The sequence below is a fragment of the Thermogemmatispora sp. genome (genome assembly GCF_042408735.1).
Lineage (GTDB): Bacteria > Chloroflexota > Ktedonobacteria > Ktedonobacterales > Ktedonobacteraceae > Thermogemmatispora.
The window spans coordinates 22,119-45,442 of record NZ_JBHOQV010000153.1; the positions used below are offsets into that span (position 1 = coordinate 22,119).

The 23,324-nt window shown below is 62.4% G+C and carries 16 protein-coding genes; 6 read left to right on the forward strand and 10 right to left on the reverse strand.

Annotated features, from left to right (window positions below; all coding sequences use genetic code 11):
• Positions 1 to 10: 10 nt before the first annotated feature.
• The 3 genes from ACFMO7_RS17095 to ACFMO7_RS17105 all read right to left on the reverse strand — a co-directional run bounded on the left by ACFMO7_RS17095 (position 11) and on the right by ACFMO7_RS17105 (position 4,056).
• On the reverse strand, positions 11 to 1,351 hold the full coding sequence (locus tag ACFMO7_RS17095; RefSeq protein WP_376796696.1) for a glycoside hydrolase family 3 N-terminal domain-containing protein: 1,341 nt from the start codon (positions 1,349 to 1,351) through the stop codon (positions 11 to 13).
• A gap of 249 nt (positions 1,352 to 1,600) precedes the next feature.
• Positions 1,601 to 3,325, reverse strand: coding sequence for an AMP-binding protein (locus ACFMO7_RS17100; RefSeq protein WP_376796697.1), 1,725 nt, complete (start codon positions 3,323 to 3,325; stop codon positions 1,601 to 1,603).
• A 263-nt stretch (positions 3,326 to 3,588) separates the two neighbouring features.
• Positions 3,589 to 4,056: a hotdog fold thioesterase gene (locus tag ACFMO7_RS17105; protein WP_376796698.1), complete on the reverse strand. Its 468-nt coding sequence runs from the start codon at positions 4,054 to 4,056 to the stop codon at positions 3,589 to 3,591.
• A 331-nt stretch (positions 4,057 to 4,387) separates the two neighbouring features.
• On the opposite strand from ACFMO7_RS17105, the gene ACFMO7_RS17110 reads away from it, so the two are divergent.
• The 6 genes from ACFMO7_RS17110 (at position 4,388) to ACFMO7_RS17135 (ending at position 15,637) form a co-directional block, all read left to right on the forward strand.
• A complete protein-coding gene (locus ACFMO7_RS17110) occupies positions 4,388 to 4,837 on the forward strand; it encodes a MaoC family dehydratase N-terminal domain-containing protein (RefSeq protein WP_376796699.1) in 450 nt (149 codons plus the stop codon).
• 34 nt (positions 4,838 to 4,871) lie between these two features.
• Positions 4,872 to 5,327: a MaoC/PaaZ C-terminal domain-containing protein gene (locus ACFMO7_RS17115; protein WP_376796700.1), complete on the forward strand. Its 456-nt coding sequence runs from the start codon at positions 4,872 to 4,874 to the stop codon at positions 5,325 to 5,327.
• Between the two features lie 263 nt (positions 5,328 to 5,590).
• Entirely contained in the window at positions 5,591 to 6,418 is an 828-nt protein-coding gene (locus ACFMO7_RS17120; RefSeq protein WP_376796701.1) for an SDR family NAD(P)-dependent oxidoreductase, read from the forward strand.
• A gap of 1,104 nt (positions 6,419 to 7,522) precedes the next feature.
• Positions 7,523 to 8,569: a phenylalanine--tRNA ligase subunit alpha gene (gene pheS, locus ACFMO7_RS17125; RefSeq protein WP_376796702.1), complete on the forward strand. Its 1,047-nt coding sequence runs from the start codon at positions 7,523 to 7,525 to the stop codon at positions 8,567 to 8,569.
• A gap of 171 nt (positions 8,570 to 8,740) precedes the next feature.
• Complete coding sequence (gene pheT, locus ACFMO7_RS17130) at positions 8,741 to 11,338, forward strand: phenylalanine--tRNA ligase subunit beta (protein ID WP_376796703.1); 2,598 nt, start codon at positions 8,741 to 8,743, stop codon at positions 11,336 to 11,338.
• Between the two features lie 861 nt (positions 11,339 to 12,199).
• Positions 12,200 to 15,637: a carboxypeptidase regulatory-like domain-containing protein gene (locus ACFMO7_RS17135; protein ID WP_376796704.1), complete on the forward strand. Its 3,438-nt coding sequence runs from the start codon at positions 12,200 to 12,202 to the stop codon at positions 15,635 to 15,637.
• Positions 15,638 to 15,783: 146 nt separating this feature from the next.
• Here the strand turns inward: ACFMO7_RS17135 and dtd are convergent, their stop codons facing one another.
• The 7 genes from dtd to ACFMO7_RS17170 all read right to left on the reverse strand — a co-directional run bounded on the left by dtd (position 15,784) and on the right by ACFMO7_RS17170 (position 23,249).
• Positions 15,784 to 16,239, reverse strand: coding sequence for a D-aminoacyl-tRNA deacylase (gene dtd / locus ACFMO7_RS17140; RefSeq protein ID WP_376796705.1), 456 nt, complete (start codon positions 16,237 to 16,239; stop codon positions 15,784 to 15,786).
• Between the two features lie 125 nt (positions 16,240 to 16,364).
• On the reverse strand, positions 16,365 to 17,456 hold the full coding sequence (locus tag ACFMO7_RS17145; protein WP_376796706.1) for a family 16 glycoside hydrolase: 1,092 nt from the start codon (positions 17,454 to 17,456) through the stop codon (positions 16,365 to 16,367).
• A gap of 207 nt (positions 17,457 to 17,663) precedes the next feature.
• A complete protein-coding gene (gene acpS, locus ACFMO7_RS17150; RefSeq protein ID WP_376796707.1) occupies positions 17,664 to 18,317 on the reverse strand; it encodes a holo-ACP synthase in 654 nt (217 codons plus the stop codon).
• Positions 18,317 to 19,729: a UDP-glucose dehydrogenase family protein gene (locus ACFMO7_RS17155; RefSeq protein ID WP_376796708.1), complete on the reverse strand. Its 1,413-nt coding sequence runs from the start codon at positions 19,727 to 19,729 to the stop codon at positions 18,317 to 18,319. The genes acpS and ACFMO7_RS17155 overlap by 1 nt, the downstream gene beginning before the upstream one ends.
• 66 nt (positions 19,730 to 19,795) lie before the next feature.
• Positions 19,796 to 20,449, reverse strand: a complete 654-nt coding sequence (locus tag ACFMO7_RS17160) for an MBL fold metallo-hydrolase (protein WP_376796709.1) — start codon at positions 20,447 to 20,449, stop codon at positions 19,796 to 19,798.
• Between the two features lie 390 nt (positions 20,450 to 20,839).
• Positions 20,840 to 21,955 carry a prolipoprotein diacylglyceryl transferase gene (lgt, locus tag ACFMO7_RS17165; protein ID WP_376796710.1) on the reverse strand — a complete coding sequence of 372 codons (1,116 nt, stop codon included), beginning with the start codon at positions 21,953 to 21,955 and terminating at the stop codon, positions 20,840 to 20,842.
• Positions 21,956 to 22,691: 736 nt separating this feature from the next.
• The gene (locus ACFMO7_RS17170; RefSeq protein ID WP_376796711.1) at positions 22,692 to 23,249 is read right to left on the reverse strand and encodes a hypothetical protein; all 558 of its coding nucleotides are present in this window, start codon (positions 23,247 to 23,249) and stop codon (positions 22,692 to 22,694) included.
• Positions 23,250 to 23,324: the final 75 nt, after the last annotated feature.

The window sequence follows — 23,324 nt, forward strand, 5'->3', positions numbered from 1 at the left end:
ACCCTTTCTGTCAGGCCGGCCGGGGAAGACGCCGCTGGTCGCTCTCAAGCCCGGCCGGCAGGAGAGGCGCCTGCGCCCTGGGAGCCGGCCGGTCCCTGGGCGTGGCCAGCAGTTGCAGGGCGCGCTCCTGGCCGAGGATGCCGTAGCGCAACTTGAGGGCGAGAATGCGCTCTACGGCGGCGTCAATCTGGCTTTCCTCTAGCTCTCCTTTAAGGACCGCTTGCTTGAGGGCTGCCAGCAAAGTGCGCGTCTCGCTCAGCCCTCGGGGACCAAGCAGAAGGTCCTCGCCGGCCTTGACGGCCAGCACCCCCGCCTGTGCAAGGCTGTAGCGATTGCTGATGCCGCCCATCCAGAGGGTGTCGCTGATGGTCACGCCCTCGAAGTGGAGACGGTTGCGCAGCAGATCGGTGACCACGGCTGGTGAAAGCGAGGTGGGCAGATGCGGGTCGAGCTGCGGATTAAGGAGATGAGTCGTCATGACCATTGGAACAATCCCCTCGCTGATGAGGGTGCGATAGGGGACAAGGTCGACGCTGGCTAGCTGGGCCAGGCTGCGGTCGTCGCCCGGCAGCGAGCGGTGGGGATCGACGTTCGCTGCGCCCAGGCCCGGAAAGTGCTTGAGGCAGCCAATGACGCCGCCGGCGGTTAGCCCCTTAAGATAGGCGCGTCCCATGTTGGTGACGAGGGTGGGGTCGGAGCCGAAGGTGCGTTGTGGAAGTCCAGGATTGTTGGGGTTGCTGAGAACGTCGACGATCGGCATAAAATTGAGATTGAGGCCGAGATCGGTAAGGGTGTGCGCGGCGGCCAGACCCTGGTCGTAGGCGTATTGAAGGTTGCCGCTGGCTCCAATGGCGGCCTCTGATGGGCGCTCGCCGGTGATCCGGCGCAGCTCGTTGACGTAGCCGCCCTCAAAGTCGGTGCTGATGAACAGGGGGATATGGGCATGAGCTTGCAGAGTGGCGTTGAGGGCTGTGAGTTGGGCGCTGCTCTGGACGTTGCCGTTGCCGTTCTCGATGAGGATCCCTGAGACCTGGCTCTCTTCGATCATCTGTTGCAGATCGGCGTTGTAGGCGGGGCCGTAGAATTCGACAATCACCATCTGGCCGAGCTTCTGGTCTAGGGTCAGGTTGCGCACGATGCCACGGATGAGTTCGTCAACCGTTGGGGTGGCGACGGTAGAGGCAGTGCCGGGTGTGGTGGAAGTGGGCCGGGCCGGTCTGGAGCCAGGTGTGGGGCTAGCCTCTCCAGAACCAGGTGTGCTCGTGGCAGCGGCACAGGCACTGCTAATGAATAACAAAAAAAGCAGGACGGTCAGCAGCAAAAGAGAGCAATAACGTTGGTGCGTCTTCATCTGAGATCGCCTTCTTGGGAGCGGTCGGCCCTGACTGGCTGCGAGTCTTTCTCTGGCTGGGAAAACGAGTGAGGGGAGGACGGGCCTGCTGGCTGGTACTTTTTTCCTGATGAGCGGAGGCCCATTCCTGGGGATGGGCTGGCCTTCCGTGTCCTGGTAGCTGGCGGAGAGCAACCTCGGCCCTGAGGGAGGAGAGGAGCGCCCCCAGGGCGCGTTCCTCTCCTCCGGTAGGCTCCTCGTCCCAGGACCTTATCCCTGCAGTCCCAGCTCTTTGATGGCCTGCTCGCGCAGCAAGAACTTCTGGACCTTGCCGCTGGCCGTCATCGGGAAGTTCTCCGTGAACAGGAAATAGCGAGGCACCTTCTGGTGACTGATCTGGCCCTGGCAGAAAGCGCGCAGCTCCCCGGCGTCAACCTGGGTGCCCTCGCGCGGGCGAATCACGGCGGCGATCTCCTCCCCGAAAAAGGGGTCTGGCACGCCGATCACCTGGGCCTCAGCTACTCCAGGATGCTGCAGCAGGAAATCCTCGATTTCCGCTGGATAGATATTCTCACCGCCGCGGATGATCATCTCCTTGAGGCGGCCCACGATGCGCACGTAGCCCTGTTCATCCATGGTCGCCAGGTCACCAGTATGGAGCCAGCCCTCGCTGTCGATCGTCTCCGCCGTTTTTTCCGGCATCTTATAGTAGCCCTTCATGACCAGGTAACCGCGGCAGCAGAGTTCGCCGGGAGTGCCGCAGGGGACGACCGCGCCACTGGCTGGATCAACGATCTTCACGTCCGTATAAGGCAGGGGCTTACCGACAGTGCTGGCCTTCTGCTCAAAGCTATCCTGCGGCAGCGTTTGGGTGATCACCGGCGACGACTCTGTCAGCCCGTAGACGATCGTGATATCGGCTCCGATCTGCTCTTTGACCTGTTGCATCAGGGTGAGCGGCACCGGGGCCCCTCCGCAGGTCACGGCCCGCAGTGTCGAGAGGTCATAGCGGGCAAAGTCCGGATGCTGCAGAAGAGACAACAGCATGGTGGGCACAGCCCCCAGCAAGGTGCAACGCTCGTGGCTAACGATCTGAAGAGTCTTGAGCGGATCGAAGGCCAGCATGGGCACCAGCGTAGTGCCCATATAGAGGCAGCCCAGCACGGCCAACACGCAGCCGGCGGTGTGAAAGAAAGGCATAGGATTGCACACGCGATCGTCGGGTGTACCGTTGGAGCGGCGCACGAAGAGCATGGCGTTATTGAGAACGTTGCGGTGAGTGAGCATGGCCCCTTTAGGGAAGCCCGTGGTCCCCGACGTATACTGGATCTGAACGACATCGTCGGGAGACGTACTGCGCTGGCGCTCGCGCAGGGCCTCGGGAGGAACCGTTGTTCCCGCCGCTACCAGTTCGCGGAACAGGGCTGGTCGCCAGCCGCCCTGCTGAGTCAGGGCCGGAGGGACCGGACCGATCAGGCAGACGTAGCGCAGGAAGGGAAGAACCTCGCTACGCACGGCTCCTGGCGAGCCAGCGGGAATGGTCAGTCGGCTCACCGTCTCCAGACAGTCGTGGTCGCGCACGCGTGCCATGAAGAAGAGTGCGGCCACATCTCCCTGGCGGAGCACATACTCCAGCTCACGCGCGCGCAGCACAGGGTTGACGGTGACAAGGACCAGGCCAGCTTTGGCCGCCGCCATCTCCAGCAGCAGCCATTCGGGAAGGTTGGCGGCCCAGACGGCGATGTGCTCGCCCTTTTGCAAGCCCAGAGCCAGCAATCCGCGAGCTACCACTTCGGCTTGTTCCCGGAAGTCGGAGTAGGTCCAGCGCAGATCTAGCGCTCCCCCATACTCGGGATAGCCACTATAGACAATTGCCTCGCAGTGGGGCAGCTCCTCAGCGCGGTGGTCCAGGAGGTCGCCAATGGTCATATTCAGGAGAGGGATTTCGGCAGGCTCGCCCTGCCAGTGGGAGAGACCAGCGGTGGTCAGGCCCATAGCGTCTGCTCCTAGGGGACACTAGCAGGAACAGGACAGGGAGCCGCCAGAGAGCGCCCACTCCCTGTGGGGAGCAGCCTCCCCCGCCCGCTGGCTGTCCTGTTCCCGCAGCCGATGCAAACCTTCCTACCTACCTACCTACCTGCTATCAGGACAAAGGAAGTGCGGCCAGGTGGCCCGCTATGCTGAACGAAGAACGCCAGTGCTCTTACTGGTAGGTAGGGTACCTGCTGGAGCAGAGGCTGTCAAGACCTGCAGATGAATCACTCGGAGGCCTGTGGCGAAGCCATGAGCGGATTAACGGCCTCCGGAGGACGCGGAACTACGGCGAGGGTACAGCGCGAGATACAGACCAGCTTCTCCTGTTCGTCCTGGATGCGAATCTCCCAGACCTGGGTGGTGCGCCCGCGGTGGATGGGGGTCGCGATGGCCGTGAGCTGGCCCTCGCGCTTGGGACGCAGATGGTTGGCGTTGATTTCCAGACCCAGGGCCATCTGCTCCTCCATGTTGATGTTGAGAGCTGTGCCGATGGAGGCCGCCGTCTCGGCCAATAGAACCGAGATGCCACCGTGCAAGTAGCCGGCTTGCTGTTTGTGGCGCGGCCCGATCGGCATCCTCAGAACGACGCGCTCCTTGTCGGCACTGACCAGCGAGATATCCAGGGCCTCCCACAAGGTACCAGCCCGACTGCCATTGAGGCGCTCAATGATTTCCTGACTCGAGAGTTCCATCTATGGCTTTCCTCTGTAGATGCGTTGTTTTTGCAGCTCCGGTGCGGGTACAATACCCTACAAGGCAAGGCAAGGTAAGGCAGGCAGAGAGGGAGGACAGGCCCATAGCTGTCCTGGCCTGGGCCACGAGGCAGAAGCCCACTGGGGATGGCGCTGCTGGGCTTGGGATCATCGAGGAAGGGCGCCAACTGCAGTGGGCCTTCGCCTGACAGCCTGCTGCGCCTCCCTGTCCCGCGCTGCACCGCGCTGCCGCGGCTCAGTTGCCGTTCTTTCGCACACCATTATATACTATTTCTGGCTACCTGCCGTACTGCCGAAAAAGAGGTGTGTTATGTTCGACCAGAGCAAGATCGGGCAGAGCTTTCCCCCGTTCACCTATCAGGTGGAGCGTTGTAAGATTCATGAGTTGAATCTTGCGATTGGCGATGAAAACCCGATCTATCATAGCAAAGAGGCTGCTCAGGCAGCGGGGTATCCCGACGTACCGGCCTCACCGACGACGCCGACGACCTTCCAGTTCTGGGGCAATTCTGACTTTGTCAAGCATCTGGTCGCCATCGGCGTCAATGTGATGCGCATCATCCACGGTGAAGAGGAGTACGAGTATCTGGCGCCGATCTATGCCGGGGATGTCCTGACTGGCGTGACGACCCTTGTCGATGGCAAATCGCGTCAGGGCAAGGATGGCTCTTCGATGGATATTCTGACGCTGGAGACCCGCTATACCAATCAGAGCGGGCAGGAAGTCCTGAAGGCGCGTCAGGTTCTGATCGTTCGCTAGCGAGAGTCGAGAGAGCGACCAAAGGAGTTCATTGATGACGACGGAAGCGAAACTTCCCGCGAAGCGCTATTTCGAAGACGTCCAGGTTGGCGACGAGATTCCCCGACTTGTCAAAGCCCCCGTAACCCATCTGCAGCTCGTGCGCTACGCCGGCGCGTCGGGTGACTTCAATCCGCTTCATACTGATCCTAAGATCGGCGAAATGCTGGGCATTGGCGGCATCATTGCTCATGGCATGCTGATCATGGGCTTTCTTGGCCAGTTGCTGAGCGACTACGTGGGACCGACGGCCCTGCGCAAGTTCGGCGTGCGCTTCAAGAGCATGACCCGTCTTGACGACGTGATTACCTGCAGCGGGACGATCACCGAGAAGTACGAGGCAGACGGCGAGGCCCGCATTGCCGGCAAGATCCAGGCGGTCGATCAAAACGGCGATGTCAAGGCGAGCGGCACTTTTGTAGCAGCTCTCCCTAAGCGGGGCAGCGACTAGCCAACGACGCCCCAGGGCGGGCCTGTCCCGCGCTTTCTGCTGCAGTGTCTATAGCCCGGCTCCCGCCTGCCAGCTCTGCGGCGATGCGAGCATGTAAGGAGAGAAAGAGAGCAAGAAGGAAGTCAGGCAGGCGGAGACAAGCAACGAATGCAAGAGGCAAGGGCGAGCAGCGGCGCTCGATCGGTCGGCATGCGCTCGCTGCGCTCTCGCCTATCTTCTATAGATCCGTACCGATCTGAAGAGAGAAAGGAAGAGTCAGCGCAATGGGTTTGCTTGACGGTAAAATCGCCATTATTACCGGCTCTGGACGCGGCATCGGCGCGGCTGCCGCGAAGCTCTTCGCGGCGGAAGGCGCAGCCGTTGTCGTAAGCGATCTCGACCAGGGTCCCGCTGACGAGACGGTAGGGGCCATTCGCGCCGCCGGTGGCAAGGCCATCGCGGTAGCCGGCGACGTGACTGATCCGGCCTTTCCTGCTCAGCTGATCAAAACGACCCTCGACTCCTTCGGGGGCCTCGATATTATCGTCAATAATGCTGGCTACACCTGGGACGGCGTCATCCACAAGATGACCGATAAGCAGTGGTACGCCATGCTCGAGGTGCACAACACAGCTCCTTTCCGCATTCTGCGTGAGGCTTCCCATTTTATCCGGGAGGCCGCCAAGCGCGAGCAGGAAGCCAATGGGCGTGCCAATCCGCGCAAGGTCATCAATGTCTGCTCGGTCTCAGGACTGCACGGCAACGCTGGCCAGGTGAATTACGCAACGGCCAAGGCGGGTATTGTCGGCCTGACGAAGACGCTGGCCAAGGAGTGGGGGCGCTACAATGTGCAGGTGAACTGTGCCTGCTTCGGCTTCATCGAGACGCGCCTGACGGCCCCCAAGGAGGGCGGAGAGAAGATTCAGCGCGAAGGGGAAGAGGTTGAGCTGGGCATTCCCGGCCAGTTACGCCAGATGGCCACTATGCTGATCCCCCTGGGCCGGGCTGGTACACCCGAGGAGGCCGCCGGTGCCTTGCTCTTCCTGGCCTCCCCGCTGTCAAACTATGTCTCCGGTCACGTCCTGGAGGTTACTGGCGGCGGCTCGCTCTAGGTGATCTCTCACCCCGACCCCGGTTCCAATCCCGACTGATGGCCATCGGATCAGCCTGCCCTTCAGACAGGTTGGTCCGATGCCGCTTCTGTCACTCCCCCGCGCTGAAAGCGGCCGCGGAAGTGGCCCTCTTGCGGCTGACTTCTCCCGTTGCTGGGCGAGAGACCCTGCCCCCGATGCGGCCCGTGACCTGACGGCAGGACCCTGCCCAGGCAGGGCAGGCCCGAAAGCGGGAGGAAACTACCTGCTAGACTTTCAACGCCGGATCTGGCATACTATAGCTTGAGTGTTTACAGGCAGGGAACCGCGAGGGCGCCCTCGCCGTGGCCAGCAAGCATGGTGAGGATCCCTCTGCTAAAAAGAGAAGAGCCGCCCTCGCCTGCAGTCAGCGATACGGATCCAGACCCCAAGGAACAAAGGCACACAGGCGCGAGAGAAAGGCGTCGAAGGGGAGAGTACGCGCGAATTCGGAAGGTAGGGTTGGCCCCCTGCCGCGACAGACGGCGAGGGCCGAAGCAGAGAGGAAAGGCCACTGGCTGCGAGCCTTTTCACCGATCCGCAGCGCGGAAGTTCACCCCGGAGCTGGCTGCTGAAGGAGCCTGACCCTGCTCCCGCCAAGAGCGGAGCGGACCGTGACGGCCCTGGTAGGCAGTCCCGGCTCGTCCCCGTTAACGGACGAACCGAGAGGGATTGCTGGACGCTCGGCCCCGGCCCGGCGCAGACCGCGTAGCCCGCAGTCAGAGAGGCGCCCGGCCTGGTCTCGGCTGTCCGTAAGGCAATCCAAAACGGGTGGTACCGCGGAGTCATGCGACACGACCGGCATGTCTCGGCTGGCCAGCAGGCTCTGCCCTTTCTCATGCAGAGGCAGCACTCAAGAGAAGCCTGCAGCCTGAAGGCCAGCGAGGGCATGGCCCTGGCGTGGTAGACCAGCACGACTGGCAAGACCGGCAAGCTTCGTCCCAGTTGACGAATGTGCCGGTTTTTTTGATTCTGGGCTTCCACATCTGCCGCTGCCGGCTGCCTGTCAGCCTGACCGACCAACCTGTGCTGCTCGTCGCTGACTTTGCTCTACTGTGCTGCTGAGAGAGAGAAGGATGGAAGGCTATGATTGAACAGCTTGATGCGTTGCTGGCTCAGCTCGATGCTTTGCAGGAGCGGGCGCTCCGCGAGTTAGAGGGCATCAACAACTCGGCGGAGCTGGAAGACTGGGATGTTCGCTATCTGGGACGCCATCGCGGCGAGCTGAAAAATTTCTCAACCCTCATTCCGAAGCTGGGCAAAGCCGAGCGCCCCGTCATTGGCCAAAAGATCAACGCCGTCAAAGAGCGGCTGGAAAGCGCGCTGGAAGCTCGTCGCCAGGAGCTGCATGAGCGCGAACTGCGCGAGACCCTGGAGCGCGAGCGCCTCGATGTGACCTTACCTGGACGAGCCTTACCCGCAGGACACATGCATCCCATTTCGCGCACGATTCTGGAGGTGGCCCGTATCTTCACGCGCATGGGCTTCCAGGCCGTCCAGGGACCTGAGATCGAAACCGACTACTATAACTTCCAGGCGCTCAATATTCCGGCGGACCACCCGGCGCGCGATATGCAGGATACGTTTTGGATTGTGCCGGGCGAAATCCTGCTCCGCACCCAGACCTCGCCGATGCAGATTCGCGTCATGGAGGCAACTCGCCCGCCGGTGCGGGTCATCGTGCCCGGCAAGGTCTTCCGCCACGAGGCCATCGATGCTTCTCATGAGGCCATGTTTCATCAGATTGAGGGCTTGCTCGTCGATGAGGAGTGCACGATGGCCGACCTCAAAGGCACTCTGGCCCGCTTTGCTCGCGAGATGTTCGGCGAGGAACGCCGCGTTCGCTTCCGCGGCAGCTACTTCCCGTTCACGGAACCCAGCGCGGAGGTCGATATCGACTGCATCCTCTGCAAGGGCAGCGGCTGCCGCCTCTGCAAGTACAGCGGCTGGCTGGAGATCCTCGGCTCCGGTATGGTCCATCCACGCGTGCTGCGCGAGGTCGGCTACGATCCTCGCAAATATCGCGGGTATGCCTTCGGTATGGGCGTCGAGCGGATCGCTATGCTCAAGTACGCCATCGGCGAGATCCGTCTCTTCTCCGGCAACGATCTCCGCTTCCTGCGCCAGTTCTAGCGATCGCAGGCGATCTCGAACGAGCGAGGATCTCAGACGGGTAGGGGAGCGTGGCAGAACGGAGGAGTTGAAAGCCCGGATACTGCCTTATTCCCGCAAGCAGGCCGGAAGAAGCGAAGCAGGTCAACAAGCAAGTGAGGAAGGAAGGAACTTAGTGAGGAGTTACCAGCGATGAGAGTGCCACTGAGCTGGTTAAAAGACTATGTGGAGATTACGCAGTCGCCGGAGGAGCTGGCCCATACGCTGACAATGGCCGGACTCGAAGTTGAGGCGCTGGAATATATTGGGGCCGACTGGGGCGATCGCATTATCACAGCCCAGATTACCCATCTGGAGAAGGTTGCCGGCTCTGATCACCTGAGCTACACGCGCATCAATACGGGCAGCGAAGAGATCGGTGTCATCTGTGGGGCTCCCAATATCAAGGAGGGGGACAAGGTGCCGCTGGCTTTGCCGGGAGCGCGCATTGGCGATCTCACCATTGGGGTGGCCCGCAAGATGGGCTATGTCTCGGAAGGCATGCTCTGCTCGCCGCGCGAGCTGGGCCTGGGCAGCGATCACTCCGGCATCTACATTCTCGACCCGGCAACCCCGCTGGGCGTCAAGCTGGCCGATCTCTTCTCCGATGTAGTCCTGGAGTTCGCCATCAAGGCCCACCGTGGCGATCTCTCCTCCGTCATCGGCATCGCTCGTGAAGTGGCCGCTCTGACCCGCAAGCCGCTGCGGCTGCCAGAGCCGCGTTTCAGCGAGCAGGGGAAACCAGCGGCGGAGCTGGTCAGGGTGACGGTCGAGGATACCGAGCTGTGCCCACGCTATAGCGCCCGTGTCATCAGCGGCGTCAAGATTGGGCCTTCACCTGACTGGATGGCGCGGCGCCTGTTGATGGCCGGCATGCGCCCGATCAACCTGGTTGTCGACATTACGAACTATGTCATGCTGGAGGTAGGTCAGCCGCTACATGCCTTCGACTACGACCTGGTGCGCCAGCAGCATATCATCGTTCGCCGGGCGCGCGATGGGGAAGAGATCACCACTCTCGACGGCGTCCAGCGGCGCCTGCGCGGCGATATGCTGCTCATCAGCGATCCCGAGGGGCCGACGGCCATCGCCGGCGTAATGGGTTCGGCCATCAGCGAGGTCAACGAGACGACCACACGCATCCTGCTGGAGTCGGCGAACTTCAAGCCGGCCAATGTTCGGCGTACGGCGGTCACCCTCGGCCTGCGTACCGAGTCTTCTGCCCGCTTCGAGAAGGGTCTCGATCCCGAGCTGACTACCTTCGGGGCCAACCGTGCGGCTCAGCTGATGGCGGAGCTGGCCGGTGGTCAGGTGCATCCCGGGATCGTCGATGTCTATCCTCGACCTGTGGAGGCGCGTTCGATTCTCTTCTCTCCCGCCGAGGTGGAGTGGCTGACGGGCCTGAAGGTGACTTCGCGTCAAGTACACGACGCTCTCAGTGCCCTTGAGTTTAAGGTCGAGGAGGTCTCTGCCGCCGCTGACGCTGCCGGTGGTGAGCAGCTACTGCGGGTCACTGTGCCGACCTTCCGCGGTGATATCGAGGAAGGGGCCGATCTGGTCGAGGAGGTCCTGCGCATGATCGGCTACGATCAGTTGCCCGCCACCGTGCCGGAAGGGCCGCTGCCGGAGCCGCAGAGCGATCATTGGTTTGAGCGTGAGTACGAGATCCGCGAGATCCTCATCGGCCTGGGACTGCATGAGATCCTGACCTATGCGATGACCAGCCGCCAGCGCATGCTCAATCTGCTGGCAGAGGTCAACGCCAGCACGGCACGGGCCTTGCTCCTGAAGCCGGCAGACGATGGTCGCTCGGGCTGGATTGTCGCCGGCGCGGGGACGACGGAGGTGGCAGCGGTGGGGCCTGGCTCGGACGATGGCGCCACTTCTGCAGGCCAGGAACCTTTTGAGGCTCGCTCGCTGCCCGCGGTCACGATTACCAACCCGCTCAGCAACGAGCTGGAGTGCATGCGCTTGACCCTGCTGAGCGGCCTGATGGAGACCTTGCAGGAGAATAGCAAGCGCACTCGGGCGGGCCTGCGCCTCTTCGAGATTGGCCGGCGCTATCTGCCGCGTGGCGCGGGCGAGTTGCCCGAGGAACGACGCTCTCTGGCTATCGCCCTCTGTGGACCGGCAGCCATTTCCTGGGTTCCCGAGCTGGCGCGCCCGGCGGATTTCTATGACCTGAAAGGCATTGTCGAAACGCTGCTGGAACGCCTGCACATCCAACACTATCGCTTCACGGCGGCTCAGCACCCAACCTTTCATCCGGGGCGCTGCGCTCTGGTGGAGGTTGGACGGCCAGAGACGAACGGCGAGCAGCATTTTATGCCGCTCGGCTTCCTGGGAGAAGTTCATCCAGTGGTGCAGCAGCGCTACGATCTGCCCCAGCGGGCCTATCTGTGCGAGTTGGATCTGGCTGCCCTCTATGCCGCAGTTCCCGAGCGCCTGAGCTATGCCCCCATCTCGCGTCACCAGGAGCTGACGCGCGACCTGGCGGTGGTCGTGGATCAACAGGTGCCGGCGCGCAAGGTGCAGGAGGTGATCCAGCGCCAGGGTGGTGAGCTGCTGCGCACAGTGGCCCTCTTCGATGTCTATACCGGTTCTTCGATTCCGGCGGGCAAGAAGAGTCTGACCTATACCTTGCTTTACCAGGCTCAGGATCGTACTCTGACCGACGCTGAGGCGAACGCACTCCAGGAGCGCATTGTAGAGGCCCTGCGCGAGGAGTTTGGGGCTACCTTACGCAGCTAGCCTGAAAGGCGGGCGGTCGCTGCGGCTGCTGGTCCGCGACGCCCGACTGAGCGAGGGAGAGATCCTTCTCGTTTCTCCGCCAGCGAGATGGGCGGAGCGCCAGCGGCCTGCCCTGTGCTGTGGGTCGCAGGCTGCTGGCTCCCGCCCGATTTGTCGGCTTTGGGCCACTCTCCTGCTGACTCATCTGACAGTGATGCTGGCCGGTTGCTGATTCCAGCTCGGATCCGGGTCGGCTCATTGAGGCCCTAACCGCCGCTGTCGACCACTGGAGAGCCAGATGGCAGACCCGGGCTGGTACTGATCGCTTTCCTCTGGCAATCCTTCCCTAAAGGTGATATAGTAGGTAGGCGTGGCTGATTATTTTTCCGGCTGCACCTGACTCACTGAAAGGGGCTTGCCGGCATCTGATGAAGAATTGCTTCCGCTAGCTTGCTTTCTTTGAGCTGCGCCTGGTCGCCTGGCCGTTTCTTGTGCCTGCCTTGCACTTGAGGCGCCGAGGGAGGGTCGAGTGCCGGGGAGGTGGCGCCGTGAGGAAGATGAGGCTTGGCCGGCGAGTGGTGGATGATGGATACCGACCTGGATGGTGGGAGGACGAGACTCTCAAGGGACCTTCCCTGCTGGAAGGGGACGGTGGCGGGCAAGGTAGGGGCATGGGCTGGCTGGCGGTGCTTCCGGGCGTTGAGTACCGGCAAGGCAGGGGAAAATAGAGTAAGCAAGTCTATGAGTCAGTGTTTGCGTTGCGGCAAGCCATGCGCGGCAGGTTCGAGCCTGTGTGAAGAATGCCGGGCGCGCCTACTGCAGAAGGGGCAACTCCCCGACAAGGGCCAGGGACACGGGGGGAGTGGGGCGTCAGGGGCCTCTGTGAGCGAGAGGGAGGCCACGGCCGGTCTTGAAGAGGCGGAGGCCGAGCCGCCGCATCGAGAACGCCGTACCGATCCTGAGGCCCAAGTTCCTGCTCTGCAGGGGCCAGTCACCCCACCGCCAGAGGTGCCGCCCGATCTGGTCCTCTCGCCGTTGGCTCCGCCTGCGGGAGGCGGAGAAGTTCCAGGCGATCCGGTGCGGGAGATGAGCGAGGCGGCAGAATTTATCAGCGAGAGCGATCCGGGGGCGCTGAGGCTGCCTCGTCCTTCGCGCCTGACCCCTCTCCTTGAGCCTGATCTCTCTTCCCTCGATATCCAGCGCCAGAGCACCCCACGCGGGGCAGCGCAGCCGGCGCATTCCCCAGAAGCCAGCTGGCCTTCGCAGTTCTCTCCGGGCCAGGCTGCTCCCAACCCCGGCGGGGGCGGCGCGGCGAGTCGCAGCGAGCAGAGTCCCGTTGATGATCTACAGCAGCGCCTGCCCGATCTCTGGCCCTGGATTCAGGATGCCGATGAGGACGAGGGTGGCGAGGCCATCTGGCTGCAACGCACCGACCCTCTCTTATCGCGCCGTCTGCCTTCCAGTGCCGAAGCTGCCGCCATTGAAGCCGAAGATATCAGGCGTGCGCAGGCGGCGGCCTTGGCCACCGGTCCTCTGCCGACCCAGACTCAGAACCAGTCGCGAGGTGGCTGGCTCCCCTGGCTGGCCCTCTACCCCAGGCGCCTGCGTCTACTCTTCCTGGCCCTGCTGAGCGTAGCCCTGTTGGCGTTAATCGGCGATAGCCTGCTGGTGCTGCTGGTCCTCACCCGTCATCAGACGCCACCTGCCGTGGCAGGCGGCCCTCCGCGCCTGACGCTGACGCCGAATGTGGTCGCCCTTGGTCAGCGCGTGAAGCTGGTCCTGGAGCGCTTCTCGCCTTCGAGCGAGGTACTGCTCAGCCACGATCTCCAGGAGCCGGTGCCAGTGGGGCATAACCGTTCCTCGCTCGTCCAGGTCAATGCGGCTGGCAGCCTGGCGCTCACCATCCAGATTGATGAGAGTTGGGGGACGGGCTTCCATCTGGTCGAAGCCGAAGATGTGGCGACGCGCTATACGGCCAGCGCCACCCTACAGGTAACGGGCCAGGGCCTGACGCGCCCCCCTCGACTGATCATTGACAGCGCTGGCCCCCTGCTCATGGGCGAGGACTACCAGGGGGCCAACACGATCATGCCTTTGACCCTGCATAACGCCGGCGGAGGGATCATCAACTGGCAGGGCAGTAGCAATCAGCCCTGGTTGCTGCTCTCGCCCTCGCAGGGCCTCTTTAGCGGGAGCCAGACGGTCTGGGTGGCCGTACAGCGCGCCCATCTGAAGCCCGGCGAATATAGTGGTCTCCTCACCTTTACCTCTGATGTGGGAGGCCAGCAGACCGTTCAAGTCAAGATGGTGGTGCGCCCGCTGCCGGCCAATCCGGGGCCTATCCTGCAGGTGACGCCGGCGGCCCTCTCCTTCATTGCCACCGACGGAGGGAGTACCCCGCCACCCCAAACGCTGACCATCAGCAACCCTGGCAACAAGCCATTGGCCTGGCTGCTCAATAGCAGCACCTCGCTGACGGCTCCCGACCAGACGCCCTATGCTCACGCCCTCGGACCGCTGGCCGACTGGCTCTCGGTCAGTGAGCGCAGCGGTAGGGTGGACGCGGGCGCCGCCCAAAGCGTGACCGTTGCTGTTGAGAGTCGCAGCCTCTTACCAGGCGTCTATACCGCTCTCCTGACCTTTGCCTCGTCGCAGGGCATCCTTGATACTCCGCAAAGCATCGTGGTCTCGCTGACCGTGCTGCCGCGCTGCGGAGTCATGGTCAACGCTTCCAGCCTGAGCTTTATGGCGGTGGCCGGGCGCAGCAACCCCCCGAACCAGGCTGTCACCCTGAGCGAGCGCGCCGGCTGCCTGGACGATCTCGACTGGCAGGCCAGCAGCGATGCCTCCTGGGTGAGCGTGACCCCAAGCAGCGGCGAGCTACACGGGGCGGGCAGCAGTGTGATCGCCATTGGCGTTAATGCCCTGGGTCTGCAGCCGGGCCGCTATACCAGCCTGATTACCTTTACGGCGGGTCACGGCTCGCAGACGCTACCGGTGCTTCTGGTCGTGCAGCCGGCCCCTGCTCCCCAGGAACCGGTCATGAGCCTCACCCCGCTCAGCCTCAACTTCAGCGCCATCCAGGGGCAGAGCACACCGCCGCAGACAGTCATGGTCACCAACACCGGCGGTGGGACCCTCTATTGGCAGGCCCAGACAACGTCTCTTACCAGCGGCTGGCTCACCGTTAGCCCGGCCAGCGGTAGTGTGGCCCCTGGGAGCAGCAGCCAGATCCTTGTTGGCGTCAATGCCAGCGCCCTGACCGCCGGCACCTATAGCGGTCAGATCCTCCTGGTGGGCCGGGGGAGCGACGGCAAACGGGCGGCTGGCACGCCGCAGGTCCTGCAAGTGACCCTTCAGGTTTTGCCGCCCTGTAGCCTGGGTCAGCCATCGATGCACTCCGTGGCCTTCAGCAGCATTGCCGGAGGCAGCGACCCAGGGCCTCAGACGGTGACGCTGGAAGTCTCGGGAACCTGTAGCTGGCCCCTGAGCTGGAGCACTAGCCTGACCTCCTCTGCTTCCTGGCTCAGGCTGAGCGATTCCAGCACCAGCCTGGTCAATGGCCAGACCGCCAGCATCAGCCTGGCTGTCAGCAGCGCGGGTCTGGCGGTGGGCAGTTATAGCACGCAGGTCATCGTGAAGGTGCTCGATAGCACTGGCGCTCCCATTGCGGGCAGCCCGCAACGCTTCAGCGTCACGCTGACCGTGCTCCCTCCCTGCGTCTTCCAGGTGGGCACCTCGAGCCTCTTCTTCAGCGCCGTTCAGGGAGGGGGGACCCCGCCCGTGCAGGCCATTACCTTCAGCAGCAGCGGCACCTGCCGCTATCCGATCAGCGTCTCTGCCTCGGCGAGTCCAGACAGTCCCTGGCTGACGGTCAGCGGTGGCAGCGATAACGGCAGCGGCGGCAGTCTGCAGGTCTCGGTCAATCCGGCAGGTCTGACTCCCGGCGTCTACAACGCTCAGATCACCATTACGGCCAGCAGTAGCGCTGGCATTCAGAATAACGTGCAGGTCGTGCCGGTGCGCCTCACCATCACCGGCTACACCATCAGCGGTAGCGTCCAGGCTTGTGCTGATAGCAGCTGTAGCAGCGCCGTCCCGCTGGCTGGGGCCACAGTCACCCTCTACGCTGGCACAACCCAGATCGCCAGCACGACCTGCAACAGTGCGGGGAGCTACAGCTTTGACAACGTCCCTCTTGGCAGCTATACGCTGACGGCCACCGGCAGCGATAGCCAGGGCAGACAGTACAGCGGCTCAGCGGCAGTAAGCGTCTCTGGCAATCAGACAGTCATCATCAATGCCCTGCCGAACGGTTAGGCTGGCCGCAGGGCGAGCCTGGCGGCGGAAGGCGGGAACGAGGGGCATAGAGAGAGACGGCGGCAGGGCCAGAAGGGCAGGCCAGGTCGACGGCTCTAACAAGGTCTCTGTCTCTATCTGGCCCGCGCCCATCGCTGGCTCGTCACCTAGCGGCGGGGCAGTTCGGCACTATCCAGCCAGATCGTCACCGGGCCGTCGTTGGCTAGCTCGACCAGCATGTGGGCGCCAAAGATTCCGCTGCTAACGCGCACACCATAGCTGCGCACGAGATCCTCAAAAGAGCGGATCAAAGGCTCAGCCTCCCCCGGTGGAGCCGCCTCGATGAAGCTGGGCCGTCGCCCCTTGCGCGCATCGGCATAGAGGGTAAACTGCGAAACGACCAGCATCTCCCCCTCACATTCCAGGAGCGAGCGGTTCATCTTGCCCGCCTCATCCTCGAAGATTCGCAGATGGACGATCTTGTCGGCCAGAGACCTGACCTCTGACTCGCCGTCACCCTGGGCCACTCCCAACAGGACCAACAGGCCGGGCCCGATTTCCGCCACCACCTCGTTGTTCACACGGACTCGGGCGTAGCTCACACGTTGCAGCAAAGCTCTCATAAGCCTCCTGAAATTCCCTTTCTCTCAACTGTGGACTGAATAGGTCGGCGGCTGTCTGGCTGAACAGCGGACCGCTGCTGCTCTTCTCGTTTCTTCAGGTCTGGGTCTGGGCCTGGTTAAGGCTCTCAAGGAAGCTGGGCGGGAGCCGGGTAAACCGTCACGCTGGTGATGGCCCCTGTTGCCGCCGGCGAGGAGCTGCCATTGCTCACAAAAAGGGCGATCATGCCGCTCGTATAGGAGTTATCGGTCACACTCGCGATCAGGTGGCCGTTGACTCCCAGGACGATGCGATTGCCCTTAATAATCACCGTCACCTCGTTTTGCTGACCGAGCGGCTTAATAGCCTGGTTTGAGCCGATCCCCGAGAGGATACGTACCTGAGTATTGCCGTCGAGGCCGGTCACCTCCTTTGAAATCGCGTAGGTGGCGTCCCCGAAGATATCCACGCGGTAATCGTTGGCCAGTTGATCATCCCCGCGCATATAAATGCCCATGCTGTCGTTACTATCGCCGCTCTGCAGGGTCATATCGACTGTGATCTGAAAATCGCTGAAGGTGTGCTGCACGGGCAGGGGAGCTACCAGAATACGGTGGTTGCGGTCGGTCATCGTCAAGGCGTGGTTGGCGATCGTCTTACTGAAGCCGGGGCCGCCGGTGGTATCCCAGCCCTTGCTATTGTCGGCAAAATTGTCGCTGAACAGGGGCGTCACGTCGGGCCGCGCCTGTAAAAGGACGTCGGGCGACGGACTAGGGCTGGCTACCACCCGATTGCTGCTGCTGGCTGATGGGTTATGAGGGCTGACCAGGAGCACCAGCACGCTGCCTAGCAGGACTAGAGCCAGCACACTGCCGATGATAAGCACAAGGAGAGGAAGCCGCTGCCAGCGCGAGACCGGCTGTCTGGCCGGCAAGGCAGGAACGGCCAGGGGCGAAGGAGGAGGGAATGGTGCGGCCCGCTCGCTGAAGCCGCTGGCGGGCGTTGGCCAGGACGGAGCTGCAGGCGGTGACGCTGCCGACCAGGTGCTGGCGGACCAGTCGGCCGCCCGATTGGGGGCGGGCGAAGCTGTGGCGGACTGCCCGCTCTCTCGTCGCGGAGTGGTTGGAAGCGCAGCAGGTGAGGAGGCGACGTACGTGCCGCAGTTACCGCAGAAAAGCTCGTAAGGCCCGAGCTGCCTGCTGCAGATGGGGCAGAAGCGATCAGGGTTAGCCGTCTCCATGAGGGAAAAGCCTTTCTAGCCCGCCGGGGCTGCAAGCAAGAAGCAGGACAACAACACGACAGACAAGCAGCACCTTCCTCTGTTGCGCCGGACTCGCCTTGCCGGCTGGCGAGCGGCAGGAAACCAGGCTGGGGCGTCACCCAGCTTTGGACGGGCGAGCAGGATCAAGGGCGCCTCTCTCCCTCGGCTGAGCCAACTGGCTCACCCTCAGCGCCCCTCGTGGAGTTGGGGGCTGGCTCCCTGACTGGCGGTCTGCACAGCCACGGCGACAGCGATAGCGAAGCCCTGCAGGTCAGCGATACTCACATCGAGGGCGCTCAGCCCCAGCTCCTCGGCCCGCTGGCGTGCCCGCCCATAGAGGCGCACCGAAGGGCGTCCGCTCCGCAACTGGACGATCTCCATCTCTCGCCAGGCCACTCCGCGCAGGCCCGTGCCCAGAGCTTTACTGATCGCCTCCTTAGCGGCGAAGCGACCGGCCAGGCGGGCGGGTTTCGGCTCTGGCAGAGGCAACACCCCGCTCAGGGCGCGTCGACCGCGGCACTGCAGTACCTCTGTCTCCGTAAAGACGCGCTGCAAGAAGCGGGTGCCATGCCTGGTATAGGCCCGAGCCACGCGCGCCACCTCAATGATGTCGATGCCCACAGCGACATTAACCCCTTGTGTCGGCAGAAGCGGAGCCGGCAGGGCGGCGAGACCGCCGGGGCCAAAGAGCCAGGCGGGAGGCGGCGTCTCTGGTCGACTCACCAGAGGCGTGAAGAGAAGAGGAGCCGTCTTCATCCCCTCTGGCTCGTCCTGGTCGGAGCCGGGGGAAGCCGAAGACCAGGCGCGCATGGCCTCATCCTCATTTTCTGCCCGGCTCATCAGTCGCCCTCGCCGATCAGGGTCCGCTCGCGGGCGGGCGGTGGCGGCGTAGTGCTATCGCTGGCGGGTAGCACCGTCGCAGCAGGCCCTGTTCCCCGTCCGATGCCGCGGTAGGTGAAACCCAGGCTCACCATCTCGCGCGGCTCATAAATATTGCGCCCGTCGATCAACACCGGGCGGCGCATCAGATTGCGAATCTGGACCATATCAAGCGACTTAAACTCGTTCCAGTCGGTGACAATGATGATGGCATCGGCCTGTTCCGCCACTTCGTAGGCGCTGGAGCAGAAGGTCACCAAATCGAGACGGATGCCCTCGCGCTCCATCGCCTGGCGCGCTGTCTCGCGAGCCACCGGATCGTAGGCGCGAACCAGGGCTCCCTGGCCAGTGATCCAGCGGATGATGTCCAGCGAGGGAGCCTCGCGCATATCATCGGTATTGGCCTTGAAGGCCAGACCCAGAATACCAATCGTCGCATTGCGCAGCGAACCCAGAATCGAGACCAGCTTATCGACCACCAGGCGTCGCTGATCCTGATTGATCTCCATCACCGCATGCAATAGCTGCGGATGCAGTCCGGCCTCGTCGGCCATATGGGCCAAAGCCCGCACATCCTTGGGGAAGCAGGAACCGCCGTACCCCAGGCCGGCATCAAGAAAGGCGCGTCCGATGCGCTTATCGTAGCCCATCCCCACAGCCACCTCCTTAACATCAGCCCCCAGGCGCTCGCAGATCTGGGCGATCTCATTGATGAACGAGATCTTTGTCGCCAGGAAGGCATTGGAGGCATATTTGATCATCTCGGCTGTATAGATATCGGTCATAATGATGGGTGCGCGCAGCGGCAGATAGAGTGCGGCCACGCGGTGGGCGGCCTCCATATCGGAAGAGCCGAGCACAATGCGATCGGGGTTCAAGAAGTCCTGGATAGCGGCCCCCTCGCGCAGGAACTCTGGATTAGAGACCACAGCGAAAGAGACCTCGGGGCGTGCCAGATGGGTGCGGATGATGCGTGTCACCACGTCGCCGCTGCCGACGGGGACAGTGCTCTTATTGATAATGATGGCGTAGTGGTCCAGCTCTTCGGCGATCATGCGGGCCGCCATCTCGACGTAGCGCATATCGGCGCTGCCCTGGGTGCTACCGGTGGGAGTATTGACCGCGATAAAAATAAACTCGCTGCCGGCGAGGCCCTCACTGTAGCTGGTTGTAAAATGGAGGCGTCCGGCACGGACGTTGCGAGCGATCATCTCCTCCAGGCCCGGCTCGTAGATCGGGACCTCGCCGCGCTTCAGCCGGGCGATCTTCTCTTCGGCGATATCCACGCAGGTGACATCGTTCCCCATATCGGCGAAACAGGTGCCGGTTACCAGCCCGACATAGCCCGTGCCGATCACGCAGATCTTCGACATTGCTCTTTCCTGCTCCTCTACACGTCTCTTCTTCTTCTTCTTTGGGCTGCTTTTGGCTGGCTCTGCTCAGGCCAGGCTGACGAAGGGATTTTCATATTTTTCTTCGCCGATGGTTGTGGGCGCGCCATGCCCGGGAAAGACGACCAGGTCATCCTCCAAAGTATAGAGCTTCTCACGAATCGAGCGCACCAGTTGCTCGTAGTCGCCACCCGGCAGGTCGGTGCGTCCGATCCCGCGCTGGAAGAGCGTGTCCCCACTAAAAACGCAGTACGGGCGGCTGACCAGGCAAACGCCCCCGGGAGTGTGCCCGGGCGTGTGTCGGACCTCGAGCGACAGGGTTCCAAAGGTAATCACCTGTCCATCCTCCAGCAGGATATCGGGCTTGCGTTGCACCAGCGGTGGCTGGCGTCCGATAGTTCTGGCAGCCCCCTCATCCCTGTAGTAAGGAAGATCGGCAGGATGAATGGCCAGGGGGACAGGATAGACAGCGCTGACCGCATCGATGGCGCAGATATGATCAAAATGGCCATGGGTGTTGATGATATAGCGAGGGGTCAGCTTCAGCTCTTCGATACGCTTCAGGATAAGCTCCGGCTCGTCGCCGGGGTCGATAATCACCGCCTCGCGCGTGTGCGGGCAGGCGTAGAGATAGCAATTCTCTCGGAGGTATCCGACAACGATCGTCGCAACCAATGGCCTGGCGTCAGCTCGTTCACTCATAACAAGGAGGCTCCCACGTCCAGCAAAGAACTTCGCTTGGTTTCCACCACAGTGCGGGGAAAGATTTGCTTTATTATAGCACATCACTCGGCATGGGGCAGTTCAGCCGTCTGGCCGGGTCCGAGAAGGTGTGGAACGATCTGGGATAAGGAGAAATGACCCGAGATGAGGCGGAGTGACGCGGCAGGAAAGGCCCCACTCGGAACCGAGCTGGGGCCATAACGCCAGGAGGGCACGAGTTAGGCTGGTCTCGCGCCCTCCGGAAGCTTGCCTCTCCCGCCAGAAGGCTGCTCTGCTCTGCAGCTCCATTCTGCCACTCTGGCGAGTCCGCTCATTAGTACTATCGGGCAAGGGGAGGGAGCACCTCCCTTTTGCTCAGCGAGAGAGCGCTCAGGACGGCTCTTGCAGGCTCTCCGGCGGTGATGGACGGCGGCCTGGGACGGTATTCTCATCCTGAGCTGAGTTGGCCTGGGCGGCGTCCCCTCTCGCTGAGGAGGCAGGGACCGAGACGCTGCCTTCCTGCTTCTGCCCCTGCTCCGCGCCGGCTGTGCTGGTCGGCGCTGGGACTGCCCGCTGTCCCGGGCGGGCCGGCATGCCGTAGAAGGCCGCCGCTTCTCCGGGCGGCACCGGGCGGGCATAGCGCGAGCGTAGAACCAGGTAGGTTACAGGCAGCAGCAAGATCAGCACCACCAGCGAGGTCCACTGCGCCTGCTTCAAGCCCCAGTTCAGGCCCAGGAAGCTCACCACGATGTTGGCGCGCCAGAAGAAGACTATAAGCTGCGTAATAGCATATCCATATAGATAGACGAGTGTCAGTACACCGGGACGGCGAAGGCGACGTGAAAGGATGTAGAGCACTGCCAGCAGCACAAAGTTGCAGAGCATCTCGTAGGCCGCAGCAGGTTGCACCGGCACATTGCAGTAACCCTGAAGGCAGGCAAAGCTGGCGGGATTCACATAGACGGTCGACCAGGGCAAAGTACTGGGGTAGCCAATAATATCCCCGTTAATCAGGTTGCCGATCCGACCGAAGATCTGGCCGATCGAGGCGAAGAGCACGCCGGCATCCAGGGCCACGAAAGGATTGATGCCCTCGGCGCGCGCGCGCCAAAAGAGCACCGGCACCACCAGGAAGATGGCGCCATAGAAAGCCATACCGCCCTCCCAGGTCGCCAGGATGCGCCCGGGCTGGAGCAGATAGCCCTCCACCAGGTCCGGTTGCTGAATCACAAAATACAGACGGCCCCCGATCAGGCCGGCGATAATACACCACCAGAGGAGGCGATAGACAATCTCTTCGGTCAGGCCCTTGCGCCGGATATAGCCCTGAATGCCCAAGAGAGCCACTACAATGGCCACGACATACATCAGGCCATACCAGTGGAGCGCCAGCGGGCCGAGGTGCACCATGACCGGATCGATATTGATATAGATATAGGGCGGACCGATGCGCAGCCAGCCCCAATTGATCAGATCGGCCACGACCACGGGCCAGATACTTCCCATTGCCCTTCTCCTTGCGCTCGCATGGAAGCGCCCAGGTGCCCTTCTCTCGCAACTCCCTCGCCCGCCCGCCAACGGCCCACCGGTGGGCCTGGTCGGCCAGGCACCAAAGCAAAGAAAGAAGGAAAGGAACCAGGCTGCTCCCTGCTAGCCAGGTTAATTGGTTGGTCCACTACCTTCTTGCCCTATGATAGCGGCAATCCTGCCCTGTCGCAAGAGGTCCACAGACACCTGCTCAATGGGATCTCATATATATGATGTAAAAATATCTTTAAAAAAAGGAATAGGAGAATATATTTATCGTCATAGTGCAGTGCCTGAAATAGGGGTGCTTGCTAAAAGGAGGAGACGCTCTTCGCAGAGGAAGAGGGAGGGGGAGGGGCCAGCACCAATGGCGAGGTTCACCGGAGCGGCTCGAGCACTCACCTGAGCGCTTCGTCCAGCGCGAAGCGCATCCCGGCACTTCGTCTGGTGAACAAAGAGAGCCGGCGGAGCGGAAAATAGCGAGAAAAGCCCTATGGAGCCAGGCGTGGAGCGCTCTGCGGCGTGCTAGCTGCCGGGCGGCGAGAGCCGAAAGAGAAAACTCCTCCCCCGAGCGCCTGTTCTCGGTGCCGAGGAGGCGCGTCGCTGAGCAGCCTGTGCTGGCTCCAGAGCGGTAGTTACCAGCCGAGAAGCCGGTACGGACCGGCCAAAGCCGTGCTGCAGGTAGAACCTCGCCACTGCTCAGGCCCTGGCTTGCTCAGGAGTGGGAGGGAGCGGCTGCCGAGCGTGGCTGCTGAGCGATCTGCTGGGGTTCGGCATCGACACGCAGCAGCGCCTTGAGGGCCTCCTCTGTGACCACCTTGCCCTGTTGACCATCGAAGATCAGGTCGTCGCGCGAGCAATAATACAGGTGGCGCCAGTTCTCCAGGGCCCGATCCCAGGCGGGATAGCGCAGCGTTGCCTCGGCATCGCTTTTCACCACGCGCTGGAAGGCGATGAAAGAAACGACCAGGGCGGCGACAATGATCAGCAAGGTGATGATCACCTGAGCAATCAGGCCAGGACCACCCATCCCGGTGACGCTCTCGCCGAGCACCACGAAGATAAAGAAGATTGCCAGTCCAACCAGGACCACGGCAGGCCCCACGAGATTAATCATGCGAGTCTGCCGACCAGGCATTGGGGGAGGTGCCAACCGGCTGATGCCACTGCGATAAGCCTCCAGCGAGGTCTTGACCAGATCTGCTTTATGGCAGCGCGGGCAGAGCGGTTTTGCTGCCTGTCCCTGCTGCTGCCGGGTTTGATCGGACGCCATTGTAAGTCTATACCCTCCTCATTGTTGGATAGCGCTCGATTCTCTGAAGAGCTAGCCTGAATAATACTACAGAAA